At 64.1% G+C, this 17,241-nt stretch carries 8 protein-coding genes; 3 read left to right on the top strand and 5 right to left on the bottom strand.

Features of this window, described 5'->3' with window-relative positions:
• The first annotated feature begins 7 nt into the window (after positions 1–7).
• The 3 genes from N826_RS09600 (at position 8) to N826_RS09590 (ending at position 2,926) form a co-directional block, all read left to right on the top strand.
• Positions 8–844 (top strand): hypothetical protein, encoded by an 837-nt coding sequence (locus N826_RS09600; RefSeq protein WP_147040377.1) that lies wholly within the window; start codon positions 8–10, stop codon positions 842–844.
• A 314-nt stretch (positions 845–1,158) separates the two neighbouring features.
• Positions 1,159–2,088, top strand: coding sequence for a class I SAM-dependent methyltransferase (locus tag N826_RS09595; protein WP_044428074.1), 930 nt, complete (start codon positions 1,159–1,161; stop codon positions 2,086–2,088).
• Positions 2,089–2,290: 202 nt separating this feature from the next.
• A complete protein-coding gene (locus tag N826_RS09590; protein WP_052830974.1) occupies positions 2,291–2,926 on the top strand; it encodes a class I SAM-dependent methyltransferase in 636 nt (211 codons plus the stop codon).
• 224 nt (positions 2,927–3,150) lie between these two features.
• On the opposite strand, the gene N826_RS09585 is transcribed toward N826_RS09590, so the two are convergent.
• From N826_RS09585 to N826_RS41610, 5 genes are all read right to left on the bottom strand, one after another.
• Positions 3,151–4,713: a CgeB family protein gene (locus N826_RS09585; protein ID WP_169789315.1), complete on the bottom strand. Its 1,563-nt coding sequence runs from the start codon at positions 4,711–4,713 to the stop codon at positions 3,151–3,153.
• Positions 4,714–4,721: 8 nt separating this feature from the next.
• Positions 4,722–8,702: a glycosyltransferase family 2 protein gene (locus N826_RS39815; RefSeq protein WP_169789314.1), complete on the bottom strand. Its 3,981-nt coding sequence runs from the start codon at positions 8,700–8,702 to the stop codon at positions 4,722–4,724.
• 119 nt (positions 8,703–8,821) lie between these two features.
• Positions 8,822–13,018, bottom strand: coding sequence for a glycosyltransferase (locus N826_RS09575; protein ID WP_044428069.1), 4,197 nt, complete (start codon positions 13,016–13,018; stop codon positions 8,822–8,824).
• Positions 13,019–13,176: 158 nt separating this feature from the next.
• Positions 13,177–13,971: a hypothetical protein gene (locus N826_RS39810; RefSeq protein ID WP_052830971.1), complete on the bottom strand. Its 795-nt coding sequence runs from the start codon at positions 13,969–13,971 to the stop codon at positions 13,177–13,179.
• Positions 13,972–14,049: 78 nt separating this feature from the next.
• Positions 14,050–17,232 (bottom strand): glycosyltransferase, encoded by a 3,183-nt coding sequence (locus tag N826_RS41610; protein ID WP_052830969.1) that lies wholly within the window; start codon positions 17,230–17,232, stop codon positions 14,050–14,052.
• Positions 17,233–17,241 lie beyond the last annotated feature (9 nt).

Raw genomic sequence — 17,241 nt, 5'->3', positions numbered from 1 at the left:
GTGACTTGTGTCAGAAGGCTATATCCTGATATCTACTGGTCCTGAAAAGTATTTCGATATGGCGATTCAAGCCGCAAAATCGATGCGGCTGTTCGACCCCATGCGCCCCATATGCATTGCCTGCGATGACGAACGGCTCCTGGACAGCCCGAAAGCCGACATATTCACGAACAAGTACCTGATCCCCGATGACATGCTCCATTTGAAGGGAACGGAATTCCATCTGTTCGTAAACCGGATGTCTCCCTTCGACCGCACCATGTATGTGGATGCGGATTGTCTGATCGCCAGTTCCCGGATCGTGGCGATCTGGGAAAAATTGAAAGAGTACCATGTGACATTTCCAGGCATCGAACGCAGCTCGGGTTTTTGGCGGCTGGAGATACCGCCGTTGATCGAAAGGTTCGGGCTTGAATTCATCGTGCAATTGAATGGTGGCGTCTTTTTTTTCGACAGGTCCCCGGAAGCCGAAGATTTTTTCAAGGTCGCGCAGGACTTCTTCATCAACCATCGCGACGTCGCGACGGTCAAGCATCGCAAGGGAGGAGGATTTTCCAACGAGTCGATCTGGGGACTTACGATGGCTAAGACCCGGATGAAAATTTATCCGCTGTCGGATTGCTGGAATATCTCCACGCTTAAATGGAGTGCCTGGCATATCGGCGAAGCCCCGCTGAGCCTGCACCTGACCAAATCGGACAGCAGTTATCAGCCGGCGATCTGCCATTTCATAGGCCTGGGCCAAGGGCATTGCCCGAATGATCTCTACGCCAAGTTTTCCGAGATGATAAATATCCAGCTAAATCAAAAACTTCCGCCACAGCAAACGTTAAAGAATGCCTAGGCTCATGTCGGGCTTCGGGGTGATACGCCTCGCGTCTCCAAACTTTCTAGATTTTCCACGAATGGACACGGATAGATGTACGTTGAGCGAATCGAATATCGTGGATGTATCCAAAGTTCAATTCATCCGTGTTCATCCGTGTGAAATCCGTGTCCATCCGTGGGTAACTTGACGCCTCAGCGTATCAAAAACGCTGTTGACCAATGCATGGTGGCGTCCAGTCAAGATCGCCACAAAACCCAATATGAGTTAATTCTGAAATATGGTTTGGTAAATAATTAACCGCTCACATCGTCCGATAGGAAGATCGTTTCATGAAAATTGAGACCTCGATTCAAATTTCCATGTCATCACCTAATATCATTAGTGGCGACGGGATTCTGGATGACGCACAGAAGCTTAGCTGGCTGATTGCCAACCTTGCTCAATCGCATCAATTGCAGCCGTCGATACCCAACGTGAAGAACTTTCGTTGCTCCGTTGTTCCATACCCCGCTAGGCACTGCGACGTTCTTATGACTCCTTCACGCATTCTGTCAAACTTGTTCTGGCAGAGTTTGCCGTCAGAAGCCATTTCAAATGAATTGAAGAGGCTGAGGCTGAGGCTGATGGATTGCGGATGCGGCAAAGGGATTTACTTTCCAATCATCGACGATTCCTTGGGTGGAGTTGAGAGCTATACTGGGGTAGATATCAAGGCGAGACCCGGCTGGTCCGATTTTCAAAAAGACCCGAGGGTGAACTTTGTTCGGAGAGGAGCCGAGGAGATCGATCATAGCTTGCTCGAAGACAAGACGTTGATCGTTTCACAGTCCGCACTGGAGCATTTTCCCTGTGACCTGACATTCTTCCAGAATGTTGCCGATGCTCTGCGCTCCAGGGATTATCCAACTCTGCAGATCCATCTTCTGCCAACCGGCACGATGTGGCGGCAATACGGGCCACATGGATTTCGGGGATACGTGCCGGCCAATCTCGCGACGATCCTGGATATGTTCAAGGACTTTTCGCGAAGTCACGTCTTCACTCTAGGAGGAAAGCACTGCCTGGATGTCCATTACCGCTATGTGCATGACACATTGAACCCTGAAATGCCCGATCGCCGCCGGACCCACAGGGATGAATATGCACGGGCCACCAAGGCTGCGATAGAAGCCGACATGGCCTCTGAGCAAATCGACATCATGGACGCCTGTTTTCTGGCACTCGTAATACACAGCCATCCGCAGCGGGAGATCTTTTAAAGGCCTGAAAAGGTGAAGATTGGAGTGCTGAAGTGTTGCAGCCCGCGGCATGCGAAACCATCAGATCCAGGTATCTATGATGGTCAGGCGGCCTGATCTTCGCTTCGATCAACCGGACCGATAAAGCACGATCCGGCCTGACATTCCACCAATTGCATCACTGCCGTCAAAGTTCGATTGAACCGATCTCAAGGAGGTTGCCATGAAGGAAAATTCGCTCCGTGTTTTCCAGTACTTAAACGAACAGGGCGATTTCGATTATGAAAAATACCAGAAAATACAGACAGAAGGGAACAAACGAAAGATCAACAGTCAGTGGGCACAAGAGACGACCATTGAGTATCTATCAGGAAACATCAAGAAGCTGATAGCCGCACCAAGGTTCGGCATATGCCATGGGACACGGCGCGGGCTCGAACAAGCATGGTTTGCGGAATATCTTGGCTGCGAGGTTATCGGAACGGAAATCTCGGATACTGCCAACCAGTTCCCCAACACGGTCCAGTGGGATTTTCACGAAAAGAATCCGGACTGGCTGGGGCGTGCGGATTTCGTTTATTCAAATTCCTGGGATCACTCCTACGATCCGCCGAAGATGATCCAGGCATGGACCGAAACCGTCCGGCCCGGAGGACTGGTGATATTCGAGCATAGCCGCTACCACATCGAAATCAATCAGCTCGATCCGTTCGGCGCGACACTGGAAGAACTAGTGGTTTTGCTGGTCCGGCTCGGAGGCGGGAAGTTTTTCGTCAGGGATATCTGGACGGAAGCACCGCCGCAAGTGGTCTCCAAATCGACCGTCGACGTCAATCACATCGTCGTGCAGCGGCTGTAAGGCAGCGGTTATGAAACTGAAGCGACCGGTCACCGGGAGCGTCCGAACCTGTGGCTGGAAATCTCAAGCCCGAGGCTGACATCTTGGCAGATTGGTCTGTTCGATAGCGCCGGTATGGTGTCGGCGCTTTCGAACAGGCCGACCGGAGCGAGACGATGCGGCAGTGCTATCCGATGTGACGAAGTCTCTGCCTGTCCGGAGGCCGAATAGTCACTTTCCCATAGTCATGCCGCCGGGATGTGGTTCCGAACGCCGATGCCTGAATCCTTGAGCCGGCGGTGAATTTCAATGATTTGCTCGGCGCGGTGGTCGAAGGTATGTCCGGCAAGGACGATGGCCCGCGCCCGTTTCGCCCTCTCTTCCGCTTCCAGCGGGTTGGCAAGGTAATAGTCGGTCTTCTCCTTCAGTTCGGCGGCATCGGCAGCGGTTTCGATGGCGTCGCCGAAAACGGCGGCAAGACCCCGCACCTCATCGGTAATGATGAAGGCTCCGGCGGCGCTGCCGTCGAACAGGCGGTTGGACAGGAAGCCGTTTTCGCGCATCGTGTCCCAATGGTCGTTCAGGAGCACGCCGCAGGATCCGTACCAGCGGTGGAGATCGGCATTGTCTATATAGGTCCCGCCGATCAGCTTCGCGGGGATCACGTTATCCCACAGGCTCCCGTAGACCGCCACGTCGATGCCGGTCTCGACGCACCATCGGACGATGGTGCGATATTCGCGGCGGGAATTGCCGACGAACAGCACCGGCGAGGGCAGGGCCGATTTGCCCGGCGGCGGGCGGAAGACGCCGGGGTCGGCTGCCTGATGCAGTGCGCTGACCGGTGTCTGGGTCTGACCGCCCAGGATCCGGGCGTAGATGTCGGAGGCGACGAAGATATGGTCGTAATCGGCCGGTTCGTCCGGCGCCATGCGATCCGGATGACTGATCATCCACATCAGGTTCACCGATCCGCCGTCCGGCTTGTAGCGGTGGCGGCCGCGCAGTACGAGCGTCACGTCGTCGCCGGTCCTGCTCCATTCTTCCTGGCAATCGACCCGCACCGCCCAGCCACGCCGCTGAAGTGCCGCACCCAGTTGCCGGGCGAAATGGTAATCCCCCCATTCATGTGCCACGCGCGCATTGGGGGCCGCGATCTTTACCGCCAGCGTGACAGGTGCCGCCCGTTGCCGAATCGAAACGGCGGAAGGTCGGAGCGCGGGCAGGAGTGCCGGGCTTTTGCCGAGGAACCGGTCCGTTCCGATCAGACCGACATGGATCAGGCGGTGGCCCGATCGAATCACGTCTTCGGGAACGACCAGGACGAGGCTGGTCCATGAACCGGCGGGCTGCACCGGGTCCACCCGTGCGACGGCGATGGCGACCGTCTCGTCGCCGGCAATGCCGGCCACGGCGATGGGCAGATCGGGAGCGCCGGCATGCCGGCGAACCTTGACATGGACGACGTTGCCGGCGACCCGCTCGACGACTCCTTCGACGGCGCCCTCGGCCGTGCGGCTGCGGAACCGCATCGGGCTTCCGGGAATATCGTGGCCGTCGTCGGTGGTGACGCGGATCTCGTGGACGGCGCCGTCGAACAGGTTGCGAGGCGGATCGATGGCGAACCCGCAGCGTTCGTCGCAGAGCCGGCGGAGAGCGAATTGCCGGGGCTCCGCCGCCATGGCGGTTCCGATGACCGTACCGTCGACCGTGAGCGTTACGCGCTTGGCTGGATAGATCCAGCCGGTGACCTTGCCGGACAGGACCGGATCGAGCCGTCCGGCGATGGCGTCCGGTTTCACGCTCATGCCCATGCTCATGTCCCGGACTCCCTGTTTTTCAGCATGACGTTCAGGGACAGCTCGGCCCGGTCCCGCATCGATTCCCACTGATAAAGATGATCGAACCAGCGGCGTCCGCGTGCGGTCACGCGGGCCTTGTTCGGGTCGGCGATCGCCGCCTTCACCTGTTCCAGCAAGGGGCCGCTGTCCACGCTCTTGCAGCGATGGGCACATTTGGCCGCGATCCAGGACGAGTAGACGGGATCTTCCACCGCGAGCAGCACCCGCTCGAACCCGAGTGCCGCGACGGCAAGGTTCGTCGCCAACAGGCGGTCGGCGGCGCTCCCCGCCGTCAGGACGACCGCCGCGCAGTGGCGGACGGTGCCCAGCAGGGCCTGCGGCGTAAGATGCACCGGCCGCACTTCCCCCTTCTCGACGCTTTCGACGACCGGCTCATGATCGTCGCCCAGGCTGACGAGGAGTGCGGAAGGGCCGGAACGGCTGCGGCCTGCCAGCGCCGTAGTCCAGGCCGGCCGGGCGGGACCGTCGACGAACACCATGACGCGGTCGTCGCGGGAAAGGTCGAGACCGGAACGCGCGAGCGTATCGGCGCTCGGCAAGGTGTTGAAGTCGCAAAGTTGCAGGGCGCCGAGCGGCATGCTCGTTCTGGCCGGGCCTGACGGGGCGATCGTCGTCCGTTCCGCGTCGCGGCCGAGCCGGAGAACCGGCACCCCGGGATCGAAGCGCAGGCCGTCCCAATCGAACCTCTCGCCGATGACGATCCCCTCGCCGGCGAGCGACCGGAGTATGTCGGCGTCGCGGTTCAGCCAGACGAGTCCGGCCCCGCCCGCAAGACCGGTGCGTTCGGCGAAGGCGCGCAGCCGCGGGATATCGGGAACCAGCAGGCGGATTTCGGCGATGTCGCGCAGCAGCTCCGCCAAGGCGAAGAGATCGCCCGCATCCTCGCCATCGGCTTGGCTGATCAGGGTCAGGACGAAGCGGCGGCGGCTGCCGGGACGAAGTGCCGACCGTCCGGACCGCAGGCGCTCCAGAGCAGTCTCGCGGACGATGTCGTTGAAGTTCGTCTGGCCGAACAGGTCGGTCACCTGACCCCAGGCCTCGTTGCGGCGGTAGAAGGCGGTCGCCGACGGTATTTCGACGGGATCGATCAGGCGCGAGTATTTCAGGACGAGGTCCCAGTCCTGGACGCGCGGCAGCGTTTCGTCGAAACCGCCGAGGAAATCATAGACCGCGCGATCGATGACGATCGTGTTCAGGTCGATGAAATTACGGCTGAGAAGCGCCTGATAGTCGAACTGCCGGAACTTCACGACTCCCTCGCTCAGCCGGGCGCCGGTCATCCTGGTATCGATATAGCCGCTGTAGGCCATCGGACGTGCCGAGGACATCAGCGCACCGACCGACAGCGACAGGAAGAAGGGATGCCACATATTGTCGGAGTCGAGGAACGCGATGTAGTCCCCGCGCGAGAACTTCAAGCCGAAATTGCGGGCAATCGCACCGTTCGCCTTCTCGAGCTGCAAGTAGCGGATGCGCGGGTCCTTGAAGTGCTTGACGACGAAAGAGGTCTTGTCGGTACTGCCGTCGTCGCAGACGATCAGTTCCCAGTTCTTCCAGGTCTGGTCCAGAATCGACTGGATGGCCTCCGCGATCAGGAACCCGCGATTGAAGGTCGGCATGATGACGGTGACCAGGGGTTCCCCTGCCACCGGATGTTCGATCAGCCACTGGGCGATGTCGGCTTCGTTGTCGTCCAGGGACTGGCGCAGCCGTTGCGCCTCGGCGCCGGCGGTCAGGCTCAAGTCCCGGATCAGGCGGTCGACGTAAGCGTCGTAGATCGTTTCCGGCCCGCGCCGGAGGGCCACGAGATTGCGGAGGACGACTTGTCTGCCGGTGCTTGCGGCCGGTGGCGCCGCAGTCCCGCTCCCGATCGCGGGGGAAAGCGGTTTCGGCGGAGTCGACAGTGCGGCGAGCCAGGCGGCGACAACCTCCCGGCCATCGGCTCCCGACAAGGGATCGGCCTGCCGATGGGCCGCCGGATCGAAGACCGGTCCCGGCCGCCGCCACTCGGCCGAACCTGTCGCGAGCCAGTGGAGAAAACCGGACGCGGCGGACCCGGTCGCGACCGCCGCGGCGGCATCGTCGTTGTGTGCCAGATACCAGGTTTCATCGAACCAGAACGTCGGGTTCCAGCCCTGTGCGGCGCCCTGCGCCAGCCAATGGGCCGAAGCCGACGCGGCGACTCCCCTGTCGATCTCGACGGCAGCAAGGGGATAGGCCGCCAGATACCAGTCCGCGTCGAACAGCCGGCGAAAGCTTTCCTGCGGATCTTCGGACGGCCCCGGCTTCGCCGCGTCCTCCTGACCGGAAAGCGGAACGGACGGGCGAGGTGCTGCGACGTTTCCGGCGCGGTCGAGATCGAAGGCGGCGATCAGGTCCGAGCCGGCCCGATGGAAGGCGACGTGCCGGGCGCCGCCGGGCAGCGGGATCGAGAACCCGCATTGCCGTACGCCCCCATCGGCCGCGTCAAGGGCGGCGCTCCGCCGGTCGGCCCGTACGATACCAAACATCCTGCCGTCGATCCGTACTTCAAGGGTAAGCGGCGTCGCCGGCTGTTCGGTATCGACGGCCCAGCCGGTCAGCCGGGCGGTGCCCACGGCTTCGACGTGGAGCATATAGCGGCGGCGGCATACCTGGACGGCGATCGGACTGCCCTGGAGAGCGGCACCGCCCATGGCCCGGACATCGACCAGATGCGGCAGTCCGTCCTGAACGCCGTCCGGCAGGGGGAGGCGGAAAGCGCAGCGGCCTTCGTTGTAGGCGGCACCCGCCAGCACCGGATGCCGCAGGTCGGCGATCACCTCACCCGCGACTTGGCCGTCCACCAGGATTTCCAGGCGGACCGGTGCGGAAGTCTGCCGCCGGTCGGAGGCCCAGCCGACGAGATGACCATCGGCGCCAAGCTGAACCAGACCTTTGAAAGGCTGTTCCAGCCGGACCGGCAACGGGCAATTCCACAGGCTCGCGCCGCCGTCGGCGAAGCGGACGTCGATTCCATGATCCCTGTCGTCAAGGAACTGCGGCGGCATCGCCATCCGAAAATGCCCTGGCGGCGGCATCTCGTCCGGGGAGGCGCCGCCGGACAAGGGTTCGGCAATCAGCACCGACACCAGTTCGCCGTCGATATGGAGTTCCAGGGGAACGGAGGCCGACGGCTGCGCCGGGTTCCATGCGACGCCGGAAATCCCGTTCATGTCCACGGTGTTCAGGATGCCGAACTCGCCGCCGGCCGCTATGCCGCGCCGAGCTTCGGGACCGGCTGCGGCCATGACGGCGCAATCGCCGATACGGTCGATCCTGGGGCCGGATTCCGGCAGCGGCAGGCTCGCCGCCGATGGCAAGGGGCGCGCTCCGCATCGCAGCACCTCGAGGGCGGCGACGTCCAGGACCGTTCCGGCATGCAGGCTGAAGACCAGATGCAGCAGTCCGTCGGGCTGGGGGTCGAGCACCTGGAGGATCGCATAGCACTCCGACCATCCCCCACCTCGGCTTCGCAGCGCCGGCAGCTTGCCCGCAAGGGTCTTGCCGCCCTTGCCGGCGTCCGAGGTCATCAGGGAGAGATCGGCTTCGGCTTCGTCGCAGGCCGCCGATCCGACGCGGGCAAGCCATCGCAGATGGATCAGGTCGCCGGCTTCGGCGCCGCGCAAGGAAAACGACATGTTGAAGCGGGTGTATGCTCCCGGTTCCGTACATGAGCAGGTGACGCCGCGATGCGGCCACGCGGCGGAGACGAACGTCGCCAGCTCGAACTCCGGCGGAACGTCTCCCCGGTATTCGACGTGGACGCCATCGACGAAGTCCGCGCGGTTCCTGTACTCCGCGGAAGAAATCGATCTCTCGACAAAGCCTTCGCCGGGGGGAAAGGCGTAGATCAGGAGCCGTCCTTCGCGAGGCCGGTCCGCGACCTCTCCCTCCGGCATTTCATCCGTCCGCACTATGATGTTCTCCATGAACGCGCCCGATGACCGATCTGCCCTTGGGGATATGGCTTAGGGCCGAGGTAACCTATCCGGCGGAAGCTTAATAAATCTTCAGCACTGTCGAAGCGGCGGTTTCATGAGGTCAGGTTCTCGACGAGAAATTGGAAAGAGTCTTTCAATCTCCTGAAGGTGAACCGTCTGACGGCCAAATCATGGCAATGTTCCCTGACCGCCTGAACGTCCATCGATCCGGACAATATTTCCTCGAATCCGCCCTGGACGGAGTCGAGCGCCGGTTCCGTCAGGAAGCCGTCGACGCCGTTCTGAAGCATACTTTGGAAAAGCTGGCATCCCGGCGCCAGCGGCGGAACTCCCATGATGGAAATCCGCACCATGAGGCGGGCCAGCCGCTCGGCGCTTCCAGCCGTGGCGGACGGTAGATACACCGCTAGGCTCCACCCCTCCGCCATGGCTTGGATCGCCTGCTTGAAGCTGCCGATATCCTGCATGTCCTCCGGATCGGGAAGGGTTTCCAGTTCCGCTCCGGCAAGGTGCCTTGGGGCGCCGAGCGTCGCCAGCGTCACGTCTTTTCTCTTCGACAGAGCGCTTCGAAGCGAGGTGAACGTCTTCATGCTGTCGGCGCGGTCCCAGTCCGGGATCAGCAGGATGGTCTTTCGGGAGCGGTCAGCCGGGGGAGTTGCCGCGGACTGGCGGGGCATCGGCTCGACGGGGCGCAGCCATTCGGTCTCATCGACGGCAAACCGCAGTGCCGCATCGCCACCCAGGGGCGTTTCCAGCCATGAGGATGGCCGGCCGCTCGCTTCGTCGCCGGTCTCTTCTTCAACGAATCTCCGCACGGTGGCGCGGCCGTCGCGCGACAGGACGAGGGGAATGCGTCTGGCGGCCAGGAAGCGGTCGAGCGCCGTGGCCAGGGCGGGCGGCACGGTCTCGTCGGCAAGTACCAGCGCATCCAGGGGCATGTCCGGCAGGCCGGTCCGATTGCCGGCAAGGACCTCGCCTGCGGTCACCGCCCGCGTCCTGACGATCTCGGCATCGGGATACCGGAGCCAGTCCACGAACCATCGGACACCGTCCGGCGGCTGCCGGGGAGGCTGCCGGGGCGACTGCCGGGACGACTGATGGAGGGACAGCAGTCCGATCGCCTTGGGAGCAGGGCTGACCCGGGAGACCGGAACGAAGACGCGCCGCCGTTCCCTCACGGTGCGGTAAAGGTCGGAATAGCGGGCTGCCATGGCTGCGGTGCCGTAAGAGGTCCCGGGGCCGCGCTGCCAGTCCAGGACCTCGGTCACGGTGCGCCAATGCTCATCCGGAGCATTGGCGATATCGAGCAGCCGGGACAGGATTTCAGCCGGCTCGGCCGAGGGGGCCAACCAGCCGCCCTTGTGCTCGCGAATCCTTTCTCCGACGGCTCCCAGGTCGATTCCCAGGACCGGCACGCCGCAGGCCCACATCTCGGTCAGGGTATGCGAGTAGGTTTCCGGCCAGATCGACAGGATGGCGCCGATATGGGGCCGGATCGCGGCGACCCTGGCGCCGAACTCGGCGCGTTCATAGGTGCCGTGATGGATGCCGTGACGGGCGAGTTCGGCCGATACGGCGCCGAGGAAATGGAACTCCACCCTGTTGTCGGGATCGAGTCGCCTGATCCGCGCGATCAGGTCACCGCCCTTCGCCGGGCCGATATTGCCGGGTATCAGCACGCGCAGGCGTTCGCCATATTGGAGCGGGGCCGCCATCACGCCGAAGCCGGGGAAGTCCCTGCCGTGCGGGATCACCCGAAAATCGCGCCCGGCCAGCCAGGGGAAGGTCGCGGAGAGGAGGTCGCGGGCGGGCGGAGTGGTAGTGACGAAGGCGTCGCATTGCCGCAGCATGTCGCCCATCCACGCCCGCCACGTATGGACCCAGGCGTGCTTCAGGTGGGGAACGCCGGTGCGGGGCCACAGCTCCGGACTGCACGTTCCGGTCCCTTCGGTGCAGACGCCGCCGCAATAGGCGGACCTGTCGTCCAGCAGCTTGACCGTCGGGCAGACGGTGTAGAAGTCGTGGAACGAGAAGACGACCGGAATGCCCAGTCCCCGCGCGATCCTGGGGAGCTGAAGGCTGTGCCATCCGATATGCCGGACATGGAGCAGCTCGACCGCGTACCGGACCAGCCACGTGGCCACGATGCGGTCGTATTCATCGCCGCGGTGGCTTTCCGCCGCCAGCGGTCTGGCGAGGGTATGCTGCTCCAGCATGGTTGGCCGGCCGTTGGCGATCCGCGAAACCGAGAGCGTCTTCGAGTCGCAGCACAGCAGCAGGGGGTCGTATTCCGCCTCCAGCGCCTGCATGAGGTCCATGTTGGTCTGCGGCGTGCCGCCGGTGTCGGTCGAGATGACGAACATCGCGCGCGGGCGCGGCAGTCCGTCAGCCTTCGGCGGCGGTTCGCCGATCCGGCGGACCCTGTAGCGGGCGATCGTCAGATCGGGCGAGGCGCCGAACTGGCGGACCAGCGCGCCGTATTCGGGATAGCGCCGGTCGATGACCTGACGGCCTGCGCGGTAGAGCCCGTCCTTTTCGGCTCCGAAGCTGGCGGAGCGGGCGTGATAGATGATCGTGCGGTCGTCGATGACGTGGCGCCAGCCGCGCCGCAGCGCCCGCATGCACAGGTCGTTCTCTTCGCCGTAGCCGCGCGGAAAAGCGGTTTCGTCGAGGCCGCCGACGTCGTCCAGCATGGCTCGCCGGACGAAGAGGCAGAAGCCGTTGCCGGTCGGCGCCTCGCAATAGAGGCCGGCCGAGGACTGGGAAACGGCCCGCGCGTAGCGTTCCGCCGACAGCCAGGGCGGAGGGAGGTTGGCGCGGTTCTGCTCCGGTACGGAAAACGCGCCGGCATTGTTGGACAGCGGCGTTACCGTCCCGACATCGCCCTGGGCATAGGCCGCGATCCGCAAGTTCTCCAGCCAGCGCGGGGTGACGACGGTGTCGCTGTTGAGCAGGACGACGTCGTGTCCGGCGGCCAGCGAAAGACCCAGGTTGACCGTCCGGGTGAAGCCGAGATTTTGCGGGTTGCGCCGGATCTCGACTCCCGGATATCCCTTGATGGTGTCCAGGAGGTTGGCGATCCGGCCGTCAGTGCTGGCGTCGTCAATCAGGATCAGCGTGCAGGGCCAGGTCGTGTGGCTTATCAGCGAGTCGAGGCAGGCCTTGACTTCGTCGTAAGCGTTGAAGATCGGAACGACGACCGCGATCGGAGAGGAAGCCGCCGTCGCGGCTCGGACCGGTTCTCCGCCCGTCGGGCCGATCAGCGACAGCGGCTGGTTCGTGACGGCGATGGGACCTCCGCCGATGGGCTGGCCGGTCCTGGTGAAGACGGCGTCGAGGGTGAAGTCCGGCTTGCCGGTCGGTGAGACGGGAAGCGGCAGGCTCAAACCGGCGGCGCTGCCCTTAAGCCCTGCCTTTGCGAGGTCGTCGCGGCTTTCTCCGGTCCTGGTCCTGATCAATTCACGGCCATCGACCAGCACGGTGATCTCGACCGGCGAACCGGGGCGGAGCAGGTTGACGGCCCAGCCCTGGACGTGGCCCTTGGCGAACCGCTCCAGCTTGCCGAGCAGGCGGGGCTTGGTCGCCGCCGTGGTCGCATAGATCTCGGCGTTGCGCCACTTGAGGCGAAACCGGTGCTGGTTGCCGTCGAGCGTCGCCGCCAGGTCCAGGCGTCCGGCCGGACGGGCGACGGCGTCGAGCGAAACTTCGAAACCGTAGCGTCCGGCTTTCGGCTGGACCGCTTCCAGCTCGTCGCGCCTGTTGTCGCCGGTCACCGTGCAGACGAAGGTGTCGTCCACCCAGAACTCGACGGTGGCGGGCCGTTCCGGGGCGTTCGGGTCGAAGACCCAGCCGGCGACCTTGTACGGGCCGATCGTGTCGATGGCGCCCTTGATCATCGGCAGGGGTTCGATATGCAGGGCGGTTTGAGGAAGCGGCGTGCGTTCCGGACCGGCGGCGATCCTCAGGCGGGCGGCATCCTCGGGGGAAAGGGGCGTGTCGATCTCGACCAGGAAGCCGTAGGCGCCATCGCCGATGCCGGAATTCAGGAGGTCCATCCGGCTGCGGTCGGCCACGAACTTCGCCATATCAGCGGCGCCCAGCACGATACATCCGGACACGCGCTCCGCCGGTGCGCCGCACCGCCTTACCCAGCCGACGACGCTCGTCCGCCAGGGCGACCAGCGGACTATGTCCACGTAGCCCTCGTAGCCGTCATCCGATCCGGGAGCTGGATCTGTTTCGGACTGTCGGGCGGCATCTCCGGCCAGGGCTTGGCTTTGAGTCGGCATCTGTTCAACCCTTGATCAGGCTGTAGCGGAGCTTCCGGTGGAGAGCGAGCTTCGCGAACAGCGACCGATCTCCCGCATCTGCCGTTCCATTTCATGAAGCCGTGGCATGGCCGGAGTATTGGCTACATGCCCCGATGCGGGCCGTATGCGCTGCGCTGCTAGAACATGCCGGCGGATATCTTTACGCGGATCGCGACCAGGACGTCGTTCGCTTCAGGCGATCCGCACCTTTCACCGTTCCGGCGAACATCGGTGACATGACCGCTCGCGAAGGCCGCTTTGTAGCCGATGTCGAACTGCTCGGCGTGCTTTCCGTGGAGGCGGACTGCGATCCCCGACAGGTGCTGCCGGCGCCCCTTGGACCCGCAGAAGGACCCGCCCGCGGTCCAGGGAGATTCCTTGCCGCCGGCCGCATAAGCCTTGTATTCGACCGAGAGGTCGCTGCCGGCGTTGTCCAGCTTGAGAGCGAAGCCCTCGATCGCGAGGCGTGACTCCGGCTGGCCCAGCCACTCGCCATCGGCCATCCGGACATCGCCGCGCCGGGAAATATGCGCCATGGCATCGATCCGGGGCGACTTCCGGCTCTCGGCCGTATGAACCGCCACCACCCGGATATCGAGCCCCGCATCCGGGTATGTCGACGGCGAGTAGGTCGTGATGATGACCGGCGCGGAATCCGCAAGCACCTCGACCATCATGACGTCGCCGGGCCGCGTCAGCCAGGCGGAGACGCCGGGGTCGAGACCGAGCAGCCGGGCTTTGGGAGGCATTCCCGGCAGCGGCGGCGGAACGGCGAGCTGGATGCAGGGGGCCGGCATGCCTTGCAGCAGCAGGACGGGATGCCTGCACTGCCGAAGCGAAACGGCGTGCTGGCCTGCCGGCAGGGTAAGTACTTGAGCAGCCGAAACAACCCCGGTTGCGGCCGAACGCACGGCTGGAAGGTTGATTGCCATGGAACTTGTGCTGACCTTAGCTGCGTATTTTCCAACGAAAGTAATACATATTATGGATTAACACACAAGGGTAACCCATTACTTGCGACAAAAAGCGGACGGGCCGCGCATCCGGCGCGCCGTTTCGAGCAGGAAGTCGTTGATTTCACAAGCCTGCCAGCCCAGTGGGAAGACGGCGCCCAGGCCGGTCGCGGCAATCCGCTCGCCGATCGCTCCGATGTCGAACCCGAATGCCGGGAGTCCCGCCGCCCAGGCCTCGGTCAGTGCGTAGCACCAGGTTTCCGGCCAGACCGACAGGAAGAGGGCGACGTCCGAACGGCTCGCCCGGATCAGATCGGCAGCTTCGTGCGGGGCATATGGTCCCGTTATGGAAATCCGGCCGGCTGCCCGCAAGGCATCGTCGTCGAAGGTATGGCCGACCACGGAGAATTCCAGCGGCAGGTCCCGCTTCGCGGCATCCCGGACGCAGTCGCGGAGGATGCGGAAACCCTTGTGCTCGCCGATCGCCCCGACCAGCACGGCGCGAAGCGGTCGGGTACCGTCCCAGGCGCAGCCGTCGATGCCGGCCGGCGCGTCGTGGTCCCGATGGGGGCGGGTGGCGATCCGGGCGCCCTGGACATGGCGGCGTATCCGGGCGGCCGCATCGGCGCTGGGAGCCACGACTTCCCGCGCACCCCGGAACAGCCGTTGCGAGCGTTGCCGCAGATCGGTGACGGAGATCGCCTCCCCGGTCTCGCTGCCGTTCAGGGCGACGCACCGCTCGCACGCGGCGAGAGCCGGTTCGCCGCAATAGCTGCCGGTGTGGTCGATCATCGTGATCCTGGGGCAGAACCAGGCGTAGTCGTGCACGGTCACGTCGTATGGCAGGTCCAGCCGGTGGACTATGTCGAGGACCTCCGCCGGCAGGTTCAGCATGTGGTGCACCTCGATCCGGCTGAAGCCGAACCGCGTAAGGACGTCCAGCAGGACATCGGCTTCGGCCGGCAGGTCGAACACGAGATTGCAGAGATCCGGCAGCGGCGGAACGGCGAGCCGGACCAGCCGGCCGCCGCCGGGACTTTGCCCGCCTTCCGCAGGGCGCAGGATGACCGGAACCTGTCCGGTCCCCTCAAGCTCCCGGACCCGCTCGGCGACATGGCGTTCCGTACCGCCTTCCTGATCGGTCGTGATGAACAGGACGGCGCGACGGTAAACCGCGACGGCATGCTGGAGATCGAGGTTGCGGCGCAGCGGCCTCAGCGGATCGAACCGCACGAACCGGTCCACGGCATTCCGGTATCCAGGATACCGGCCGTCGAGGACGTTCATCCCGGCCGCAAGGAGAGATGTCTTCTCCGTGTCGAAGGAGATGCTGCCGTGATGGGCGACGAAGACGTCGCCGGCCACGACGTGTCGCCAGCCCAGCGTTTCGGCACGGCGGCAGAAGTCGTTCTCCTCCCCGTAGCCGCGCGGGAAGGCGGCTGCGTCCAGTGCGCCGGTTTCGGTTCCGCACTCCCGCCGGATGTAAAGGCAGAAGCCGACTCCGGTCGGTATCTCCACCGCCGTCCCGGCATTGACCTTGGCGCAGAGGCGGTCCAGGCGTTCGAGTTCGGCGGCCGGCGGCATCGGGTTGACGGCATTGGGGCGCGGATAGCTGCAAATGCTGCCGTTGTTCGACAGCGGCGTTACGGTGCCGATATCCGGGGCCGTATGGCAGGTCCGCCGCAACCGGTCCACCCAGTCGCCGTAAACGAGAGTGTCGGAATTGAGCAGCACGATGTCGCGGTCCGGCCAGACCTTCATGCCGGCGTTGACGCTGCTGGCGAAACCCTGGTTCACCCTATGGCGGATCAGCCGGATTTCACCCGAGCGGGCCAGCTCGTCCAGCCGGCGTCCAAGTTCGGGCAGCGGCGATGCATCGTCGACCGCGACGATGTCGAAGCGGGTCGCATTCCTGGATCGGGAAGCAAGCAGTGCGTCCAGACAAGCCGACGTTTCCTTCAGACCGCCGAAGACCGGCACCACGACGGCGACGCCCGGAGGCCTGGCGCTCCGATTCGGCAGAAGACCGGCGGCAGAAGGCAACACCGATCCGGAAAGGGCGCCGGGGCCGGGGAGGGCCTGTGACTGAAGCGTGAGCCGGGCGATCGTCTCGCGGCAGATAGCCAGGGCGGCGGGACCGGCGAGTGCTTGGGGAAGCGGTGGCGGTGTTCCGCCTTCTTCCACCTGACCGGCGGCGCGCAACCAGCCGGACAACTCCCTCATCACGGCGGAGCGGCGCAGATCGCCGGCGATCAGAACGGGGCTGCCGGCCAGCGCGGCATGCCCTTCGACGAACACCGCGATCTCGGCTGTTCCGTCTTCCAGGAAGGGCGGCAGGCAGACGGTGAATCCGTGATGGCCATCGCCGACACCTTGGGCCAGCAGGCCCTGGTCCAATTCGTCCGCCTGTACCGTGTGGTGCCATCGGGTGCCGGAGCGGAGGGTGACGGTCAGGCGGGACTGCGGCCTGTCGGTATCCACGGCCCAGCCCCTGATCCCCCGACCGTCGAACCAGACGGCGCCCAGGACGCAGCCCCTGTCCGGCTTGGGCTGGGAGCGGGCGCTGGCGATGAGCGGCGCCCCCTCCACGTCGGCATCGATGACGGCGGAACCGGGTGCCGCAAAGGGTGCCAGATCGATGAAGAAGGCATGTCCGCCGTCGCCGATCCCGGCGGAGGCAAGCCGCGGCTCCATCCGGTCCGCTCTTGCCGTCAACGCCATGCCCCCGAGCCGGACGGTAACCGGCAGGCGGTCCGCCGCCCGCCGCGGGTCCCAGGCCCAGCCCGCGATCCCGCTGCCATCCGCCCAGACGCACCCCATGGGTCCCTTGCCGGCGAGCAAGGCTGTCCTGGCCGCGAGAGCGAGCCCGATCGGCTGAAACGGCTCGAGCGCCAGGAGACGGATAGTCAGGTTCCGGGTTTCTTCCCGCCTGCCCGCGCGGTCCCAACTTGCGGCGGCATAGGCGAGATACTCGATCATGGCCGGTTCGATCCGGAAAGCCGCTTCGAGCTGCCCGGCCGCTTCGGCATGCCGCCCCTGCCGCGTAAGGACAGTGGCATGGAGCGCCTTGACCGCAGCCGCTCCCGGAGCATGGCGTATGGCGGTTTCGATCAGGTACTGGGCCTGCGGAAGGTCGCCCTGCGCCAGCGCTTCATGAAAACCCCGCTTGAGAGCGTCGAGGTGAGCTTGAGCGGACGATTGCCGTAAGGATGCATCCGTTGCAAAGGGCGAAGCTCGCATATCGCAATA

The organism is Skermanella aerolata KACC 11604 (assembly GCF_000936425.1).
Taxonomy (GTDB): domain Bacteria; phylum Pseudomonadota; class Alphaproteobacteria; order Azospirillales; family Azospirillaceae; genus Skermanella; species Skermanella aerolata.
Note: the sequence above shows the minus strand (reverse complement) of the source record. Positions and strands in the feature narration are given on the sequence as shown.